The sequence below is a fragment of the Microcoleus sp. BM001215392 genome, from assembly GCF_036700185.1.
Taxonomy (GTDB): Bacteria; Cyanobacteriota; Cyanobacteriia; order Cyanobacteriales; family Microcoleaceae; genus Microcoleus.
Map to the genome: position 1 here is coordinate 1 of NZ_JAUBOJ010000002.1, position 18815 is coordinate 18815.

The 18815-nt window shown below is 41.0% G+C and carries 16 protein-coding genes and 1 pseudogene; 16 read left to right on the forward strand and 1 reads right to left on the reverse strand.

The genetic code is table 11. The features are described from left to right. The 9 genes and pseudogenes from QT974_RS00335 to QT974_RS00375 all read left to right on the forward strand — a co-directional run. Positions 1–209, forward strand: a pseudogene (locus QT974_RS00335) (siphovirus Gp157 family protein); the annotation flags it as partial. A gap of 108 nt (positions 210–317) precedes the next feature. Beyond that, on the forward strand, positions 318–584 hold the full coding sequence (locus tag QT974_RS00340; protein WP_015211757.1) for a hypothetical protein: 267 nt from the start codon (positions 318–320) through the stop codon (positions 582–584). A 61-nt stretch (positions 585–645) separates the two neighbouring features. Then, positions 646–1347 carry a hypothetical protein gene (locus QT974_RS00345; RefSeq protein ID WP_333466567.1) on the forward strand — a complete coding sequence of 234 codons (702 nt, stop codon included), beginning with the start codon at positions 646–648 and terminating at the stop codon, positions 1345–1347. A 28-nt stretch (positions 1348–1375) separates the two neighbouring features. Next, positions 1376–1573, forward strand: coding sequence for a hypothetical protein (locus QT974_RS00350; protein WP_015211755.1), 198 nt, complete (start codon positions 1376–1378; stop codon positions 1571–1573). A 2-nt stretch (positions 1574–1575) separates the two neighbouring features. Then, positions 1576–1824: a hypothetical protein gene (locus QT974_RS00355; protein WP_333323134.1), complete on the forward strand. Its 249-nt coding sequence runs from the start codon at positions 1576–1578 to the stop codon at positions 1822–1824. A gap of 1 nt (position 1825) precedes the next feature. Further along, positions 1826–2638, forward strand: coding sequence for a hypothetical protein (locus tag QT974_RS00360; protein ID WP_333466568.1), 813 nt, complete (start codon positions 1826–1828; stop codon positions 2636–2638). Continuing rightward, positions 2611–3318, forward strand: coding sequence for a hypothetical protein (locus QT974_RS00365; RefSeq protein WP_333224249.1), 708 nt, complete (start codon positions 2611–2613; stop codon positions 3316–3318). Before QT974_RS00360 ends, QT974_RS00365 begins: the two co-directional genes overlap by 28 nt. Continuing rightward, entirely contained in the window at positions 3311–4042 is a 732-nt protein-coding gene (locus tag QT974_RS00370; RefSeq protein WP_333466569.1) for a hypothetical protein, read from the forward strand. Before QT974_RS00365 ends, QT974_RS00370 begins: the two co-directional genes overlap by 8 nt. A gap of 22 nt (positions 4043–4064) precedes the next feature. Further along, complete coding sequence (locus QT974_RS00375; protein WP_333466570.1) at positions 4065–4895, forward strand: ThiF family adenylyltransferase; 831 nt, start codon at positions 4065–4067, stop codon at positions 4893–4895. Positions 4896–5045: 150 nt separating this feature from the next. On the opposite strand, the gene QT974_RS00380 is transcribed toward QT974_RS00375, so the two are convergent. Then, a complete protein-coding gene (locus tag QT974_RS00380; RefSeq protein WP_333132173.1) occupies positions 5046–5276 on the reverse strand; it encodes a hypothetical protein in 231 nt (76 codons plus the stop codon). Between the two features lie 145 nt (positions 5277–5421). On the opposite strand from QT974_RS00380, the gene QT974_RS00385 reads away from it, so the two are divergent. The 7 genes from QT974_RS00385 to QT974_RS00415 all read left to right on the forward strand — a co-directional run bounded on the left by QT974_RS00385 (position 5422) and on the right by QT974_RS00415 (position 18797). Further along, a complete protein-coding gene (locus QT974_RS00385) occupies positions 5422–9300 on the forward strand; it encodes a hypothetical protein (RefSeq protein WP_333466571.1) in 3879 nt (1292 codons plus the stop codon). 140 nt (positions 9301–9440) lie between these two features. Continuing rightward, positions 9441–9698, forward strand: a complete 258-nt coding sequence (locus QT974_RS00390) for a helix-turn-helix domain-containing protein (RefSeq protein WP_333466572.1) — start codon at positions 9441–9443, stop codon at positions 9696–9698. Positions 9699–9765: 67 nt separating this feature from the next. After that, complete coding sequence (locus tag QT974_RS00395) at positions 9766–13305, forward strand: AAA domain-containing protein (protein ID WP_333466573.1); 3540 nt, start codon at positions 9766–9768, stop codon at positions 13303–13305. Positions 13306–13323: 18 nt separating this feature from the next. Further along, positions 13324–14763: a phospholipase D-like domain-containing protein gene (locus tag QT974_RS00400; protein WP_333466574.1), complete on the forward strand. Its 1440-nt coding sequence runs from the start codon at positions 13324–13326 to the stop codon at positions 14761–14763. 404 nt (positions 14764–15167) lie between these two features. After that, positions 15168–15572: a hypothetical protein gene (locus QT974_RS00405; protein WP_333466575.1), complete on the forward strand. Its 405-nt coding sequence runs from the start codon at positions 15168–15170 to the stop codon at positions 15570–15572. A gap of 380 nt (positions 15573–15952) precedes the next feature. Next, positions 15953–16393, forward strand: coding sequence for a plasmid mobilization protein (locus QT974_RS00410; protein WP_333466576.1), 441 nt, complete (start codon positions 15953–15955; stop codon positions 16391–16393). Between the two features lie 76 nt (positions 16394–16469). Beyond that, the gene (locus tag QT974_RS00415; protein ID WP_333466577.1) at positions 16470–18797 is read left to right on the forward strand and encodes a hypothetical protein; all 2328 of its coding nucleotides are present in this window, start codon (positions 16470–16472) and stop codon (positions 18795–18797) included. Positions 18798–18815 lie beyond the last annotated feature (18 nt).

Below are 18815 nucleotides of genomic sequence, written 5' to 3' on the forward strand. Positions count from 1 at the left end.
GCACTCGAATTGAGCGTAAACTCAGAGTTGAATACGGAATAGTACCATCAAATCTGACCTCTGCAACTGAGGTAATTTCAAATCGTGCTGCTGCACCAAATACTCAGGAGAATCATTCAACTATAACACAAAATAGTAGGCGAAAAGAAAAGGCGATCGCTAAAAGCGTTGATGGTTCTAACAAGAAGATGAAAGCACGAGTCGGCTAGGGTAAATCTTCAGACAAACAAGCCTGGGAGGTTTAACTAACAGCAGATAGTTGTTATATCGCTATCTGCTAAACCTTTTTTTTGAACTAATTTAGGAGAACTTAATCCATGAAAAAACAAAACAACCATTCCTTTGATATTTCAACATTTGACACAATTATCTACCGGATTCATCGAGGAAAACTTGCCATCTTAATTGAGGATGGAGACAATCGCCTCGATATATCGTTTCCTATAAAAGATGGGCGATTATTTGTCCTCCTTGGTTCTATAAGAGCCGCTGTAGCTGAAGCAATGACCGATTACTTGGAAGTAGAAGCCTACGGAGATGAGCCGCTACTATTATTAAGTGGATCTTTGAATAAGTTTAATTAATACCAATAAGGGGGCTAACGCCCATAAGTAGTATGACAAGCTATTAAATAGCATAGCAAAAATGAAATGGTTGACACCAGAAGAGGCAGTCGCGGCTGCTAATTTATCGGTAACGAGCGAAGAGTTAATTGAGTATACAATTCAAGCCGAAGATGAAGAAACAATAGAGGAAAAATTCCAAAAGATTGGACTGCTATTTGACCGCGATCGCTGGCAAGCCAAAAAACATTATCTAGGTCTCCTCTCGCCAGCTAAAGTTAAAAAACCAGTTGCTACTGAATCATCAACCTCTGCAAGCGATTCAGAATCAATAGATGATGATAATTGGGCAGAGGAAGATGAAGAAAATACTGTCTTTGAAACTGAACAATCCCACACTTTACAATCCGAACATCAAGAAGAACCTTATATCTTCGAGAAATGTACCGTCGAACTGCACCTGACATTTAAACCAGATGACGGCCATCCAGACGGACGAATTGTAATTATTTCCGCAAGTAGTCACAGGGACTTTCCAGTTAGCGAAAAGATAAGAGAGTCATCATTGGGAGAATTACCGCCACCTCTCAAAGAACTGCTGAAGGAACTTGTAGCAGATTTTCCTAATTGCCAAGTGCGGCGACAGATTGCTAATGCTCGCAACCAAAAGAAAAGAAGCGCTAACCCAAATAAACCTGGAAGCGAAGCAAGTAGCACCACTACGTCTACAACTTCTACAGAGTCTAAAACTACTGGAACGCAACTGACCTTATTTGGGATTTGAACGACATACCTACTTTTGGGAAAAAAAAATGACTTCAAAAAAGAAAGTGCTAATTTCCTTCGAGGGACAACAGCATCCTGTTGATGAGGAAATAGCAAATGATGATAACGAACTCCGCAAATTGCTCACAACTTATTACCCAGATTGCGCCAACGCCGACATCATTAGAAAACCTGGAGAATTGATTACAGTAGCCAAACGCAACGGCTCTAAAGGAGTAAAATAACCATGAAAATGACTCCTTTAGAATTCCTCATCAATGCACCAGAAGAAGTCAATCCAGCACTATCTATGTGCCGGAAACTACAACGGTTAGAGCTTTCTGGCGAACTCGATAGCGCGACTATGAAAGAAATGGTAAAAGCTATTGACTTAGCTATTTCAAAAGGGACAGACGACGTGAGAGCAGTTGAGCAAACCAAGGAACGACTGTTAAATAGTCGCTCTGTAGCTGGTGCAGTTCCAATGGGGTTTTAATATGGCTGCAATTTGGAATGCTAAATCCGCTCTGCAAATATTACAGCAGTGCCAACCAATCATCGATTTTCAATCAGCAACCGATTATTTGTTAGATAAACTGAACACCTATCAGCTACTCAGTCTTTATCAACAATTGTTTCCTTTGGAATGGGAAAAAAGCCAATCGGAACTCTACTCGGAAGATGAAAATCACAGTCCGAAGGAATTGGAGTTTATTTCGCTAGTTAACGAACATTTATTTCCGATTGACGACATAATTTTAGAGGGCGCTTATGAAGAGCGCCTCTATCAAATTCCTGTCTCGCCTAAAGGAATAGATTGGCAAGACCATGAAGAAGGAATTGACGCATTGCGAAGTGGATGGCAGATATTACTGCCGCTTTCGCAGTCAGGTCGGTGGTGGTTGGAATCGGTAGTAGGCGATAAAGGAGAATCGTGGTACGAATGCACGTTTGGATACAGGTTGAAAGACATTTCACATCCCGAACAAACTAACTTTAAACTTCTTAAAACATTAGCCCGTCGCGTTGCACCTCCCATCAGCGATTTGCCTACAGCCTTAGCACTTCTTGACTTAAAAACTGGCAATATTTGGCTAGACCAAAGTGTTTGCTGTGAAAGTTACTGGAATCATAATTTTGAATCAAGACCCTGGACAATTGAAGACATTAAATTCCTAGCAAGTGAATGGAAAAAAGCTAGTCAGCTACTAGATAAAGCCTGCGAATTGATTGACTGGATTGAATCTGAGCCTAACACCAATTTCTCACACCTCTTAGCATTATGGAATCTGACATTGCATCTGAAATAATTCGAGAGGTACTGGAGGTAGCCCCCCGAAAATTGTCTACTATTCAAGCCGAACTTCTCTTTATTGAGGGCGGTACTTACATTTTTCACTATCAATCGGGGGACAGTTCCAAGTACAAATGCCTGTCTCCAGCAACTCTGCGAGCCGCTTTTGCCAATACACCCATTGATTCGGGTTGGATAAACCCTGAATCGGGGATAGTACGTTGGGGAACTGGCAGCGCCGGGGAATGGACAATCAAATTCGTGCTACCTCAGAAACACGAAATAAATTTGTTGGAATCAAAGCATTTAGTTTCTTTACCAGCATTGGTGTTCTTGGGGTTGAAATCTGATTACTGGGTTTGGGCAATTAAAGGCTCTAAATTTGACCCGGAAGCAGATGCTTTTCACGTTCCGCTGCCCAACGTCTATTTGCATTCCTATCAACCCTGTGGACGCATCTGCTGGGGAGATAATAAACCGCCTGTAGCTTCGCCCAATACTATTAAAAAAGCTTGGGAATTGTTCATCTCTAGTCCCTTTAACGGACATTTGAGTGACGGCAAATCTAGGGCGCAACCCAGTGACGTGCGCTTGCAGCTCGAAAAAGCAGGTAAACGTTCATCTTACCCAGTTAAAGATTTAGTCAGCACGAACCAAACGATTGCCAAATTAGTTTCAGCAATAACTGATGATTGAACCACGTAAACAGAATCACTACAACTTAGAATTTGTCGATTATAAGATTGTCAAACTCGGAGACAATCTGCCGTTTCACTCTAGCAGTATGTTCGAGTATCTGATTGGCAGCAATGGCATTTTTGTGAGAGCGGTTAGACTGGGGTTAGAAGTGATAATTCCGGTGGAAATTTTTACCGCGTCAATCAGAGGATTAGAACCGATTGAGCATTTAGTCCGATTAACTCCCGGACGAATCCCTCAGCAGATACTCATCCAACTGTGGAAAGAAAGTTGTATCGCCGCGCTTGCAGAACCACCGTTAGAAATCACTTTCCACATTCATCAGGAACAAGGACAATGGCGGCTCGTAATTCCAGAGCAAACGCAAAGTTCTGCTAAATGTAGAGCAATTGAATACGGTTTAGATTCTTCGTACATTAACGCCACTGTAGAAGTACATTCGCACAATCGGATGGCAGCTTTCTTCTCAGGTGCAGATGATGCAGATGAAGGGGGTTTCCGCATTTTCGTAGTTTTAGGGAGAGTGACTGAATCGAGCGCTGAAATTATTTGCCGCGTGGGAGTTTATCGACAGTTCTGGCACGTTCCGGCTGACTGGATATTTGAATTACCGAGTTTCATTGTAGATGTCACAGTTGGTGGAGAAAAAGACGATTTGATTGATAAATTCTACTCCAGTTCTGTTGCGCCATCTTTGTTAGATGACCCAATCGAATTGTAAACAAGATTTGGAGATTTACCCCATGTTTAATTATGATTATTTGTCAGCTTCGCCTTTGATTGTCAGACAAGCTGATTCGATTGATTTTTGGCTAATTGGGGCGGGAGGAACGGGTTCTTGGCTGTCTTACCATATTGCACGGCTGGCACGGAGTTTGGGTAAGTCGGGGAAAAAGGTGCAATTTGCGATCGCAGATCCCGATCGAGTTGAAGAAGGGAACATCAGCAGGCAAGCTTTCTGCGATAAGGAAATCGGACTGCCCAAGGCGCAGGCTCTAGCGTTGAGATACTCTATCGCTTGGGGAGTTGACACGACGGCTTTCGTGCAGGAATTTGACCCCAAGCTAATCCGCTACGCCTACGACAAACTGACCATCCTGGTGGGGTGCGTGGATACAGCAGCCGGGAGAGCGGCAATTAATCAGGCTCTGGAGTTAAACCAATTTTACAGCCGTTCTGAAATTCCCCGCGTGTGGTATTTGGATTGCGGAAATCATGCGGCAGCCGGACAAATTTTGCTGGGCAGTTCTTTGGAAACTGACCCGGACTTCTATAATTTTGGGGGGTTGGGATGTGCTAGGCTGCCATCTCCGGTGCTCCTGGCTCCTGACCTTTTGAAACCGAAACCTGAAGAGTTGACAAATAATCTATCTTGTGCTGAGATGGCAGTGCTGAATGTGCAGAGCGAGGGCGTGAATGTTCGAGTGGCGGCTGAGGCGGCGGATTATTTGTACCGGATGGCTGCGGGCAATCTCAAGCGGTTTGCGACCTATTTTGATTTGGAGAGTGGGACGGCGCGATCGCTTTACATTACCCAGCATTCGGTCTGTGTGGCACTAAAATCTAATGCTTGAGTTCAGCATCCGTCATCGACCTTATCCCAACCAATGATCCAATGGAAAATTTTCCATTGGGCATAGCCAAACCAAGAGGCCATATCAGGGCGGCTACCGCCGCCCCATCGAACCAAACACCCCATGCCTCTGCTATGTGTCCCCCTACGCCTAGACCCTATCGATATATGTAGGGTCAGCCTGAATTCGCTCGTCGAAGTCCATATTCTCCCATTCTTCAATAACCCTCCCCGGTCTGTCCATCAAATCCGCAGGAGCACTGCTGGGACGCACGAATGGGTATTTATCCTCATCTTCAGGAGCGATCGCCAATTCCACCAGCTCAGTATCTTCATCTTCAAACAGAGCCGGATTAACAATTGTATCAACCTTTAGTTCCATTTCAATCACCTCAAAAACACTTCCAACGGTCAACACTTGACCAAGTTTCAATCTGCTAAGGCTTAGATAGACTTTTCTTACCTGCCTTACCAACTGTTTCAACAATTCCTATTATAACACCTCGATTCTAGGGAGAAATCAACTCATGGTCGCCACAGTTTGTACCGAACAAGGACTCAAGATTCCCGTTTTTGATGCCGCTTACACTGATGCCAAAGGTCGAAATGTAGGAAAATTTTTCAACAACCCAGAAATCCTGCGGCACTCGATTTTGCAAGCAATATTTGAACCTGAGGAACTGAAGACATTAATGATCGTCAAACTCGACAAATCCAATCCTGATTCTCGCCAATTACGCGCCAGCATCCACGACCCCGAAGATGGCATCAAGCGACGCATGATATTTCAATCTGGCAACAGTTATTACTTTGGTGACGAAACCCTAGCCAAAAAGATAGGAGACTTATTCGCAACCGAAAAAGACACCGCCTGTCGCTACGGTTCTCTACTGGTCAGCACTTGTATGTCCGGCGTATCAGAATGCGACAACCTGCGAGTAAAAATTGTTGATTTCACCGACCCGCAATATGCTAAATATCGAACCGGAGACTGTCACGGTGCAATCAGTTCCGACTTACTCAAAAGCATCGGTGGCGAGAAAAATCGAGCCAGCCAATTTCGTTTCGCTTGGCTTCGCAGTTGGAATACAGACAATACAGAATCCACACCCCAAGTCAGCTTTCTGGCTAAAGGAACGCTCCGTCCCGATGACAATTTACTCGACTCATTAGCCGACTCCAAAGGTAATAAACCCCAACTGATTTTAGACCGTTCCAGCATCAAAGGCATCAATAAAAAACAACTCCAAGAACTCATTCCTTGTGGCGATTACGAATTACCAAAAGCCATCCTTGGCAATCGCAAAAACAGTCAAATCGGCATCACCCAAACTAGCTGGCAGTCCACCGGGGTTTGGTTCGACGAAGCAGCCCAAAGACAAGACCTAGTGCCAGCAGCTAAAGCCGAAGCCCAAAGGCTGGCAGCATTGCAGCGCGACCCGATGAAATTGCGCCAAGCCATGATTGAAGATTACGACAGGCGCGAAGCATTTTTGGCTCGTTTGAACGAAAGAAAACTCAAGGAACAGCAGGACAAACTATCAACTACAATTGACGACGAAATAAACGGTGACAGCGAGGAAAGTACCGAAGATAAAAAGCGGGAAAGACAGGACATTCAGATGCTCAAAGCCGATAAATTCGGACTGATGATAGGCAGTCCCGAATTCACCAATATGGCAGAAAGGTGGCTGGCATCCAAATGGCGAAATCTGGCAACCAGGGGAGCTTTATCAATGACCTCAGCAATGGCTCTACCCTGCGAAGATTTACCCAAAGGCACGGTTTGCGCTAACCATTTAGAAGAAGGAGAATGCGTTCAAGGTCGATTCCCAATTCTCAACAAAGACGGTCTGAGGATATATCAAAATGTACACGCAAAAAACCTGGAAAATATTCCAGAGGAAACCCGCAGTGTCATGGCGAAAATCAAAGGGGTAATTTGGTTCAATCCCAAAGACTTAGAAAAGTTCCATCAAGGTGATTTTGACGGTGACGAACCCTTTGGCATTGAATCTCAAAAAATCCCTCACATTGCCCAACAAATATTACCAGCAAAAGACGGATTATTTGACTTCGGGGAAGTGATACAAGCGGAGAAAGTTCCATATACGAAAGTTCGGTATCGAGAAGACGATTCTGAAGTCAGACAAGGTAAAGTTAAAGCAGGCGATCGCAAGTTTACCACCCTAGAACAAATCGGAGTTGCCAGTTCTCAAAATGAAGTCGGCATCGTCGCTTTAGCCATTGGTAAAGTAGCAGCAGCACTCCCCAACCCCGGCGAAGATGAAAAGCTATTTCTCAAGCAGCAGAAGCGATTTATTGCCGCTCTTAGCATCATGGAACAGTACGAAGTTGACTACCAGAAAAACTCGCTGCGGGGTAAAGATGCCAAAGAAGTGAAAGAGAAAACAGGTTTAAACCCCGACACTTTACTCGAAAAAGTAGACGAATGGTGCGAGAAACATAAAAGCTGCACTTACTTTTTCCAGTACAAAGGAGACGACCGACTGTACAAACAATTTCCCATGCCCGCCGATTTTCCCAATGCTGTTTACGTCCTAGCCAAAGAAGCCGTTAACCCTTATTGGGAACAGACGCGACTCATCCACCGCAACCGAGATGAATTTCAGCACATTCTTCCCCCTATTCCGGCTCATTTAATCGTGTCAAAAGACAATCGCCAGCAACTGAATGCAGCAGGCCTTGAGTATGAAAAAGAAGGGAAGGAATTGCACGTTTCCTATGAGTACAAAAATGCCTTAGTAGAGAGAGGAATCGAGTACCGACACAGCAAAGAAAATGACCTGCCTTGGGAAGAAAACGAATTGCAATGGGCAAAAGACCTCGTGCAGCGCTTTCAAGAGGACAAAAGCATTATCTACGATCGCACTGGCAGCGACATCAAAGCTCGCAAAGAGGAAATGGGAAAACTTTATGACAGCTATCGAGCCGAAATTGACGAAATTTGGGATACTCCTGACAGAAAAACCAGGGCTGCTCATGCCTTATTCCAAGCTACCCACACTTCCGATAATCTGAGCAAACACCGGACAATTTGCCAGAAGGTGGCAGAGGATTTGGAAATTACCTTTTCCCTACAACAAGACTACGAATTGCTGCACGAAGCCTTACCGCGAGATGTCTACGTGCTGCAAGTTCCTTTTCAAAAAGTGAAAACAAAAGATGGCAGAACTATTGACCTTCCTAACCAATGGAAAGATGCACTCGATAGCAAAGGAATTGAATATGAAGCCACTGCTCATCCCGAATTGCCTCTAGTCGAATTCGCCTTCAAAAACTTACCCCAAAACATGATAGCGAAACTCGATGCCAAATACGGAGATAATTCTAACGATCGCATCGACACCGACTCTTTGAAGGTAACAAACTACTCCGGCAATGAAACCCGACTCCTCATCGTCCCTCCCGTCGATTGTCGGTGGATTGAATCTCAAGATAAAGCAGGTAGAGGCGCACTTGTCTACAAATTATTCATGGATGAAATCTCCGATGCTTTGTCAAATTATCGGGTAAATCAAATAGAAGTAGTCAATGTCAAACATCCCGATAATGACTACTCAGAGGAAGATTTCTCCAAGCCAAAATGGAAGGATCGGAAAGTAACTCTGCAAGTGGGAACGATCGATTTACCTCCCACTCACGAGAAGTATTACCGATTTCAAGGCACTCCCATTATCCAGCTTGACGGGAAAAATTTGGGTACATTTTCCCCCGAAAGTCCTAAGTTGCCCCCTGGAACTACTTTTGAGGCAATGCTTTCCCCCGACAAAGGCGGCCGGTCGGTTATGCTGAAAGTCGATCGCGAATCGATTCGGTTGCCTGAAATTCAATTGCCATTGATCGATTCACCTGAAGTATCTCAGAGTTTTGATTTGGCGAAGCCTGCGGGAAACGCGATTCGCTCAGCGATCCGCCCAAACGGAATCGCTCAAAACAGTAGCACGTACCAACCGCCAAAATTCCAACAAGAATCTGCTTCAAAACCAGAAACGGCAGTTAATAACGGAAAACGCGACACCACCAACGCTAAAGCTGACAACTGGCGGCTTTCTCTGCAAGACACGCTCTTTAGCGTCGTGTCGGAAACCTACAAACAACGGCGATCGCACCTTCCTTCCCATAGCACCCAGCACTTCAAATTTGGCGATAACCAATGGACGGCTTACGTGCAGCCGAACGGGGATTGCTTTGTCAGAAACGAGTCCAAGCGCACCGTGTTTAAAGCCAACGTTCACACTGGGGACGTTCAAATTCCCCTGACAGAGCAAGCAGCGGCTCGTTTCCAAGAGATGATTGTAGAACGGGAAAAAGCTTTGTCTCAGTCCCGAATTACTTTCACGCCTGCGCCTGAATCGAAACCGAGAGAACTGGAAATGGTTTAGTCGAGTGCAGGGGGTTAGGGATTTGAGAGCGATATGCCTCCGGCACGAAAAGCGCATCCGCGCCGCGCAAGCGAACGCGATCGCGCAAGCCCCAATGGAAAATTTTCCATTGGCTTTTTTTTGTACGCACAACTAAAAGTATGTTCTGGGTTATACTTAAATTACTTTATTGCCCTCATCCTAAACTAACGCATCGCTTGCTCAAGGAAATGCAGCGGGGGTTGTGGCTAACTCAAAACCAGTTGGCGGACAGCTTAGGCGTAACCTATCTAACGGTAAACCGTTGGGAAAACAGACGTGCCAAGCTGTCACCCCTAGCGACGAAGCAGATTGAAGCAAAGTTGCAGGGTATAGGCTATCAAGGTGCAGATTTGTGGCAGCAGCATATTGGGGAGTAACAGTTAATGGCTTAATGGTTATTTTAGGGGAATCCTAATTTCAAATACAAATAAAGGAAAATTAATCATGTCTATTTCTCTAAAGGGCGAAATATTGGGTGGAAAATATGATATTCAAGCCAAACTTGGAGAAGGTGGCAGTTGTATTGTGTATTTAGCTAAAAAGTTAAAATCTACAGAACGCTACGCCATTAAAACCCTTTCTACTGAAGAAGAAAATGCCATTAAACTTTTAGAGAGAGAAACCAAAACCTTAAAGCGTTTAAATCATCCAAATATTGTAAAGTTTATAGAAGAAGGTTATGAAGATCGTCATAAACTCGTTTATTTAGTATTGGAGTATTTAGACGGTCAAAATATAAAAGACTATTTTGATAGTGGTATTGACTTAAAAACTCAACTAGATATATTTTTGCAAATTATTGATGGTATTAGTCACGCTCATTCAAAGGATATTATACATAGAGATATCAAACCAGACAACATTAAAATTGTTGATACAGGTGAGAAACCCGTAGCAAAAATTCTAGATTTTGGTATAGCAATCATTACTACCACTATTCTTACTAATACAATTAGAAGCTACCATACTCCTCTATTTTCAGCACCCGAACAAATTAATCTTGAAAGAGTTTCCAGAGATTCTGATATTTACTCTTTAGGAATGACCTTTTTGTATCTGCTATCCTCTCAAAAAAGTAGAATTGATTTTCAAGAAGAACGAGATAAAACGTTTCTTTATAAGTCCGCTGAAGAGATATTAGCTGGTTCTAATGCTTCATCTCTAATAGACCTTTTCCAAAAAGCTACAGATAAAGATAGAGAAAAACGACCTAAAATTGATGAAATCAGAAAAGCAATTGCTAATCTGAAAGAAGAATTGGCTGAAAGAATGACCGTAAAATTTAGCCTAACAAGCTCATTTCAAGAGCAAATCTCCAACAAATATAACTTTCAGAAACAGATTGTCAAAATCAAGAGACATATTGAATCGGAATTAAAAGCTGATTCAGGAGTTTTATATATAAACAAGAGTCCCAAACAAATCAAAGAAGATAGATTAACTGTCCAAATCGTCATAGAAAGTTTATCTAAAATTTATCATGGTTTTATTAACCGTAATAATCCTAATGAAGTAGTTTTGTTCAACGAACCTAACTTCATCAGTTCTAAAACACAGGAAATCATTATTGAAAACGGAGTTGCTGTTAAAGTAGATCCAATAGTTAATCTTGGTGATAGTCCCAAAAGAAAAACCGATCTTCTGAGTGAGTTAGTTAATCTAATTTTAGGGAAAGATCAAGAAGTACAAAATGAAAATTCAAATAGTGACGCTCTCAAATTAACTTTTGAGCAATGGCAAGATCTTATTGAACTTGAAAAGAAAATTATTAGCGATAAAAAACAAATTTTTAACTACCAACAAAAATATTATGATAGCGAAAGGCAACTCCTTATTCTAACCCTAAAAGAACCAATATCTCTTGAACAATTTGATCAAATTACATCGCCACCGTTACCTGTTACAATTTCCGTTAAATCAACCTCCCCAAAACCAAAACATAAAAAGATTGGAGATATTATTGATGGGGAGAAAGGAAGTCAGGGTGAATCAATTGCAAAACTTCATATCAGTATTGGGGACTTTTGCGATCCTGAAGTTTTAGCATCTATACTAGATAAGGGAACAATAGAAACCAATTTCAAAGCTCAAGAGTCTGAGGTAGAGCGCAGACGTAAAGCTTTGAGAGAAATTCGACATGGTGATTCTGAAAATGCTGAATTATCTAAAGTCATAGTTGATCCAACAAATGTTAAACAAATTGAACCTTTATTGATTCATCGATTTTTCAATGAAAAACTTGATGAATCACAACAACTTGCCGTATGTAAAGCACTTGCAACTGAAGATATTTTTCTCATTCAAGGACCGCCAGGTACAGGAAAAACTTCTGTGATTACTGAAATTATTTTGCAAATTCTTGATAAATACCCCAACGATAAAATTTTAATTTCATCTCAATCTAATGTAGCTGTAGATAATGTATTAACCAGATTGTCCCGCGTTGCTAGTAAGGAAATTAAATGCGTAAGAATTGGGCGGGAAGAAAAAATTGAAGAAGATGCTAGACAATTTGAAATAGAAAAAGCTATTTTGAATTGGCAAAAGTTAATTCAGTCTAAATCATTAGCGTATTGGGAAAATTATCAGCAACAAAATGAGCAACTGTTATCAGGTGTGAAAAAGATTGCTAATATAGAACAAATTAAAGAACAAAATCAAGAATTACAAGGTTTAACCAAGAAGCTAACACAAGTAATTGAAAGATTAAATTCTGAATTAGTTATTTCCAAAGATAATTCGGCTTCTCAAGAATTTTCTGATATTTCATTAGAAATGATCTATGAAAAACTATTGTTAGAGCAGAAGATTTTAGAATCAATTGAAAAATATGTGGCTAAATTTGGGATCGAATATCCTGAGCAAAAACAGCTTAATGATTGGATTAATGAGGAATACAAAGGATTACAAAATATTCTTGGCGACAACCGAGAAAATCATGAAAGATATATCAAGTTGAAAAAATTAAATGAAGATTGGAATGAAAGGCTTAAAAGGAAGCAACAGGATCTAATTTCCTTTTTTATAGAGGGTGTAAATGTAGTTGGGGCAACTTGTTTAGGTGTCGCTAATTTCAAAGATCGTAACTTTGATTGGGTAATTGTCGATGAAGCTGGACGTTCAACTGCTCCTGAAACTTTCGTTCCCATTTCAAAAGGGAAGAAAATTATACTGGTAGGGGATCATAAACAACTTCCACCAATTATCGATCAGGAATTACAAGAAAAAGCCTTGAATGAAAAAGAAATTCAAAAAAAATCTCTTGAAATTAGCTTGTTTGAATATCTTTATGAAAATCTCCCAAAGACTAATAAAATTACTCTTAATCATCAATATAGAATGCACCCTGACATCGGAAATTTAGTCAGTCATTTATTTTATGAAGATCAAGTTTCTAGTCAACGAGTAAATCAAGACGAGAAACAGCATCAATTGAAGCAATTCGATAAAAATGTTTATTGGATTTCAACTAGCGATGTTCCAATAAAAGAGTCTCAAGAGAGGGAAAATGGCAAAAGTCGTAGTAATCCCTATGAAGCAAAAGTGATTAAAGCCGTTCTTTTAAAAATTCAACAGGATTGTGAAGATCATGATTTGTCTAAAGAAGTGGGTGTTATTGCTGCTTATCGTTCGCAAATTGCCATTTTAGAATCGTCTATTGCTCCTAATGATCAACAACTCTGGAAAAATCTTCATATCTCCATCCACACAGTTGATGCTTTTCAAGGGGGTGAATGTGATATTATTCTCTATGATTTAGTTAGAAATAACCCTGAGAAAAAACTGGGTTTTACTGCCGATGATAGACGGCTTAATGTCGCTTTATCTCGTACTAGACAGTTACTTATTATCGTTGGTAATGATAACATGGCTTATGAGGGACGAACTCCGAATGGAATCCCTAATCCTTTTAAGCCATTAATAGAATATATCGATGAAAAAAGTGCTTTCTGTTCTCGAATCACTTCGGGAAAATTTCTGTAAATTTTAGGAGATTTAATTATGAACACTCAAGTTAAAGATGAAGATTTTGAAAATAAGATTCGTAAATATCATTCACTGCCAGAAGCCCTAGTTATTGACTGTCAACCAATTGGATATCCTTTTCATGTGTTAAATGTTGATTTAACTTACTTGGCCGATAGACAGCTACAACTCGCTGAAGAATTTGTTATGAAGTGTATTAGCCAGGAATTAAATAACCAAAGAGAAATAGCTTTTTTCTTAGGAATGGATGAAAATTTGATAGAGAAAGTTTTATCAGAATTACTATCTAAAGATTTAATCAAAAGAGAAAAATTTTTCAAGCTAACAGAGTTAGGTTTAGATGGTTTAGAAAAGCAAACGATATTAGCTCCCATATCAGAAACAAAAACTTTTTATATCGATGCTTTAAATGGTAAATTGAGAGAGAAATCCCTCTTAAAATCCTTTGATTCAAAAAATAATAATTTTTTAAACAAGATTATAAAAAAGCCAAGAAAAGGTCATATCGAAGATATAGTTGACTATTATGAACAGATTGAAAAATTATTGCAAAATTTTAATAGCTCTAATCGTATTGAGTTGATTCAGGTGAACAATATAGAAAAAGTCTATACTCAATGGCATGAACTTTTCTTGGTTTTGTATCAAAGAAATCCTGATGATAAAGAAATTGAATATGAAATTTTTTCGAGAGGCAATATTCAAGTTGAATATAGAACAACGATAGAACAACTATATGCAGGGGGTAACAAGATACTCGATCCAATTTTTAAAGAAATTGAACAAGATAAATTGAGCCCTGATAACTTAGCAGAAGGAAAATTTTTGAGTCCTATTAATGATGAACATATAAAAGCTGTAGAAAAGCTTAGTGTGAAACTTCATTCTCTTGATGATGATGCTGACTCTTTTACTGACTCGAAAAATCAATCAATTAAAAAAGAAGAACGTAGAAAGCTAAAACAACAACTTGACCAACTTAAAACACAAAGCAAAATCTCAGAAATTATTCATACCTATGAACATCGCAACTATTTATTTAAGGCTTTAAAAGAAGCCCAACAAAGACTAATGATTGTTTCGCCTTGGATTACAGGATATGTTGTAGATCAAAATTTTCTTGAGAGGTTGAAAGAAACTTTAAAGAGAAAAATACAGGTTTATATTTTTTATGGAATCAAAAGCTCAAGCCAACAAAATAATCCTATATCAATTCAAAGATTAGAAGAATTATCTACTCAGTACAAGAATTTGAGATTTGAAAAAGTTAAAAATACTCATCGTAAAATTTTAGTTTGTGATGCTGAGTTTGGGATAGTTACCAGCTTTAATTTTTTGTCATTTAGAGCAGATCCTAATTTAACATATAGAGATGAGTTAGGCGTTATTATTAGAGATTCAGCAACTATTGAGGATTTATTTAACAGTGGAATTAATTTGACGGAATTAATTTGACACAAAACAAAATTTACTAACGAAAATTTCTGGCGTATTGAGATAAAATTAGAAGATATTTAGACTCACTAGAAGCTTTCCTAAAAGAAACCGAACATCAGGGAGCGATCGCTATCTTAATCCGCTCTGTTGCCTCACTAATTCCCGATAGTTAGTGAAAGCCACAAAAAGCTTTATATTTTAACCCTTCTATTTCCTCTTATTCCCTCTTATTTCCTAATATCTCCTACTTGTCCCTAATATTTCCTAATATTTCCTCCAAAATTCACAAAATTTAATTAAGTTAAATTAAGTTTCGCTGCTTTTAAATAGATTTTTTGTACTCCAACACCTCTTAAATCCTCCTAGTTAGTGCGCCAGTCGCATAGCAAGCCATGTCAAATAGACGTTATAGGGGGGTAAAAATGAGCAAATCGCCCAAATCGTCCACTTGTCAGAATTTGTGCCAAAGGCAACAACATATCTTCGCTTCAGCACAAGTGGCTGACGAATACCTCTCCTCTGGCTACCGCCAGCAAGCAAGGCGATCGCTTACCCTTAAAATCGACCAAATGCCACAAAAACACTATGCGCCGACTGAAATCGCGCATCCAACCAATGCTACCGCCCCTGAACCGACTGCGATCGCCCTGCCTGACCATTGGGTGCAACCGGATTTTAACTTTGGGGATGCAGTGACAGACAATGAAGAATCTTATATCGTCATAGGTTTGGCAATGGACACACACTTGGACATTTGGAAATACTTGTGTCGCACCCCGAACAATACAGAGCGATTCTTCTGGGAATATCAACTCAGACTTGCTTAAACTTCCAGCACTAAATATTAAGACTGTGTTGAGCGACGGCGATCGCAAACCAGAAACCGTCCTCAACAACAAAGCACGATTGACTGTAAACCATGCTCAACAATGATGCAATTTACAGGCTTAAAACAAAAGCTACAAGCAATCCAGACAACAGTATCCACCCTCGAATCAGCCATCTGGATGATAAAAACTACTCTGCTAGCTTCTCACTAATGCGACTTGTGACCGAACAAAACATAAACCGAAAGAAACAGGCTCATCTCCAACAGAATTGCTGACAATTGAATCAATGAAAGCAATGGATGAATCACCGCTCAAACCTAATCCCTTGCTGTTCAACTTAGCCGTAATAAACCATTAGTTAACCCTAGAGAATTGATGTGCTTACAACTGCAACTCTCCCCAAAAACCAACTTTCAAAACCGAATGGAAAGACTGAAGTCGTCCGAGTGCGTCTAACCACCTTTGAAAAGGCAGATTTAGTGAAACGTGCCGCAGAAGCAGGTGAAAAAAGCCTGTCTGACTACTTGCGTAAACGCGCTTTTAGCCTTGGCCGCACAGTCCCCGCTATCAATGAAGGAACTTGTGCCCAACTGCGAAAAATGAGCACGCACATTTGCCAAATGACCAGGGGTGTAGAGACAGCAGTAAAAGCAGGACATTTACCCAAACAAAGCCTAGAAGTTCTGCAAGAATTCAGCAGAATGCTAGGCGAGTATCACCAAGAACTAAGAGGGAAAGTCAGAACAGAACTTTTGAGCGAAACCCGCGAACAAATACCCAATCAAACAATCGCGCAACTAGCCAATAGTCCTGTTTGACAATCTAAAGCACTGCTGAAAGTTCAATATCGAACCTAACAATCGCATCTAATTTCCTCGTAGGAGGTGAGAAAAGATGGCTGCAAAACTCTCAACTAAGCCAAACTCCAAAAGACAATTTTCTGCCCCAAAGCGTACTTGGTCTGTCCTAACAGCCACAGATCCAAAACACGTCAAAAAACTGGAACACATTCAGGAAACCCTTGATGCTGCCATAGAAACAATCCAAGAAGAAGGTGGCATTGAGGACTGGGAAGATTTCAAAAACTTCGTTGAATCCTTCAACAAACGACCCGACAGAATCAATGAATCTGGCAATCACAAAGCTAGTGTCAGCATGGATTTAGTTACTGAAGGAAAAGGAAGTGAGGTGTCTGGCTTTGTTTTCTATTTAACTAAAGACCCCAGCCAGAGAACTAGCGGTGTCTATTTAGTTAAAAATTTGAAACAAGCTGACGTTGAAACCAAAGACAATAACAATTACTATACTCCATCCCAAATTATGGACTTAATCGGGCTGGAGGCCAGTGATGAATTAGAGGAAGACAGCATTTCCGAAGAATTTGATGAAGAACTAGATGATGAATTGGAGGATGATTTAAGCGATCTAGAAGAAGATGCAGACATTCCCAGCCAAAATACGCAAACTCGCAAATCATCGCAGTCTAAACGGCAGCTAGGAAAGTCAGTAGCTTCTAAAAATGCTACCAGCAGAACGCAAAAAAAGGAGGAAGAAGATAATATTGAAGAACTACTTTCTGATGATGAGGATGCTCCTATCCCCAATGGTGTATTGGGCAAGATAGCTAAAAATCGCAGCGTTCTAAATCAGAATAATAACGGACAAATCCAGCAAAAAGTGGCTGAACAGCCCGAAGCAAAATATCCCTTACTCGACACCCTTGAAACTGTTTTAAAAGAAACCGAACGCCAAGGAGCAAGTGTCGCTTCTATGGGAAGCGAAATTAACGGATTAACCGTAAGTGGCTTAACCGTCCAAACTGCCTCTTTAATGGGTCTACTTGGAGCCAAGAGTATTGGGGATCTAATTGATTACATTGAACGAGCGAGGGAAAAGGAACAGGCAGAAAAACTCGAAAAAATTCTCGAACAAATTGACTCATTAAACGATCGCGCCGACCGAGTTGCGACTCGTGCTAAACACGCTGATGTCATTTCCGGCATAGAGGCGATAGATACACGCACTGAAAAACTTGCTGAACGGGCTAAGCAGGTATTAGAACCGCCTGCTGCAACTGAACCAGAGGAATTGGAAACGAGCCAGCCTCAGAGAAGCGATCGCGACATTGAAGCCAAGGCCACCAAGGGAATTAAAATCAGCAATCCCGAAACCAAGGCAGCTCAAATTAGCGAAAAGATTGGCGAGCTAGAGAGCAAGCTCAACCCAAACTCCCAGAAATCTACGCCTCTACAGCTCGATAAAGATACCAGCATCAGCGAACAGTTAGACCAAATTCAAGACTATTTAGGCAACCTCTCAAAAAGGTTGGATCGCCTTGAAAGTATCGTTGACAAACTGGAACATAAAATGACCGTTCAGATGCCTGTTGAATCAGAATTTAATCCTAATTCACAAGTGCCAGAAACTCGTCAAAAAGTTCAGCCCACAGTTACTGCACCTAACAGTATCGACAAGGAGGAAAGCGAACCAGAGGATCTTCTTAGTAAAATGGTAGCTCAAACAAAAGTACAGCAGCAACGAGAAACTGTAGCAGATTGCTTAGTCAATTATGCTTTTGCTACGGGGCAGTCTCCCCGATCGGGAATTGCTTTTGATGGTGGCGGCAGCTTGAATGTAACTGCTGAAAACAACGAAGTTAAAGTTGTCGTCAAAGGCAGCGATAATACCGAAATTTTTTCGGGGACCAAGAATGGATCTCGCTGGAAATTTGAGCCGGATCGGGACAAACTAACTCCCGAAGAAAGAGAAGCCATTTTCAAATTGCCTCAGTCGGAAGAAGAATACAACAAGCTAGCAACTGCCCAGGCTTTAGTTGAAAAGTTTCAGGACACCTTCCCCAAACGCTTTAGCGGGGAAAAAGATCCAGTGTTTCCTTGGAAAGAATCGCGTCGCGAAGACGGCACGACCGGGGCAGTCAAATACGAATTTGAAATACTGGATCTGCCTGACGGGTCAAAACAACTGATAGGAACTGACCCCCGCCAAGGTGACGCACAAGTGTTCGATGCCGTTCTGGTCAAAGGAAAGCCACCAGAGGTTCGGCAGTGCCACATTGCTGTTGAAGAAATGGAAGCTGTAGTCGGCTCCCCAGAGCCACAAAAAACTCAATTTAGAGATTCTCAAGCATCTAAAGACTACAACTATACCTCGCCAGGACGCAAAGAACAGTCGCGAGAAGACCGCAACGAATTGCAAGCTTAAACCACTTTGAGGAAAAAT

Bases quoted from the DNA above. Each gene is read 5' to 3' on its own strand.
- QT974_RS00345 (WP_333466567.1), top strand. From the start codon at position 646: ATGAAATGGTTGACACCAGAAGAGGCAGTCGCGGCTGCTAATTTATCG.
- QT974_RS00385 (WP_333466571.1), top strand. From the start codon at position 5,422: ATGGTCGCCACAGTTTGTACCGAACAAGGACTCAAGATTCCCGTTTTT.
- QT974_RS00405 (WP_333466575.1), top strand. From the start codon at position 15,168: ATGAGCAAATCGCCCAAATCGTCCACTTGTCAGAATTTGTGCCAAAGG.
- QT974_RS00365 (WP_333224249.1), top strand. From the start codon at position 2,611: ATGGAATCTGACATTGCATCTGAAATAATTCGAGAGGTACTGGAGGTA.
- QT974_RS00375 (WP_333466570.1), top strand. From the start codon at position 4,065: ATGTTTAATTATGATTATTTGTCAGCTTCGCCTTTGATTGTCAGACAA.
- QT974_RS00395 (WP_333466573.1), top strand. From the start codon at position 9,766: ATGTCTATTTCTCTAAAGGGCGAAATATTGGGTGGAAAATATGATATT.
- QT974_RS00355 (WP_333323134.1), top strand. From the start codon at position 1,576: ATGAAAATGACTCCTTTAGAATTCCTCATCAATGCACCAGAAGAAGTC.
- QT974_RS00415 (WP_333466577.1), top strand. From the start codon at position 16,470: ATGGCTGCAAAACTCTCAACTAAGCCAAACTCCAAAAGACAATTTTCT.
- QT974_RS00360 (WP_333466568.1), top strand. From the start codon at position 1,826: ATGGCTGCAATTTGGAATGCTAAATCCGCTCTGCAAATATTACAGCAG.
- QT974_RS00340 (WP_015211757.1), top strand. From the start codon at position 318: ATGAAAAAACAAAACAACCATTCCTTTGATATTTCAACATTTGACACA.
- QT974_RS00390 (WP_333466572.1), top strand. From the start codon at position 9,441: ATGTTCTGGGTTATACTTAAATTACTTTATTGCCCTCATCCTAAACTA.
- QT974_RS00350 (WP_015211755.1), top strand. From the start codon at position 1,376: ATGACTTCAAAAAAGAAAGTGCTAATTTCCTTCGAGGGACAACAGCAT.
- QT974_RS00370 (WP_333466569.1), top strand. From the start codon at position 3,311: ATGATTGAACCACGTAAACAGAATCACTACAACTTAGAATTTGTCGAT.
- QT974_RS00400 (WP_333466574.1), top strand. From the start codon at position 13,324: ATGAACACTCAAGTTAAAGATGAAGATTTTGAAAATAAGATTCGTAAA.
- QT974_RS00380 (WP_333132173.1), bottom strand. From the start codon at position 5,276: ATGGAACTAAAGGTTGATACAATTGTTAATCCGGCTCTGTTTGAAGAT.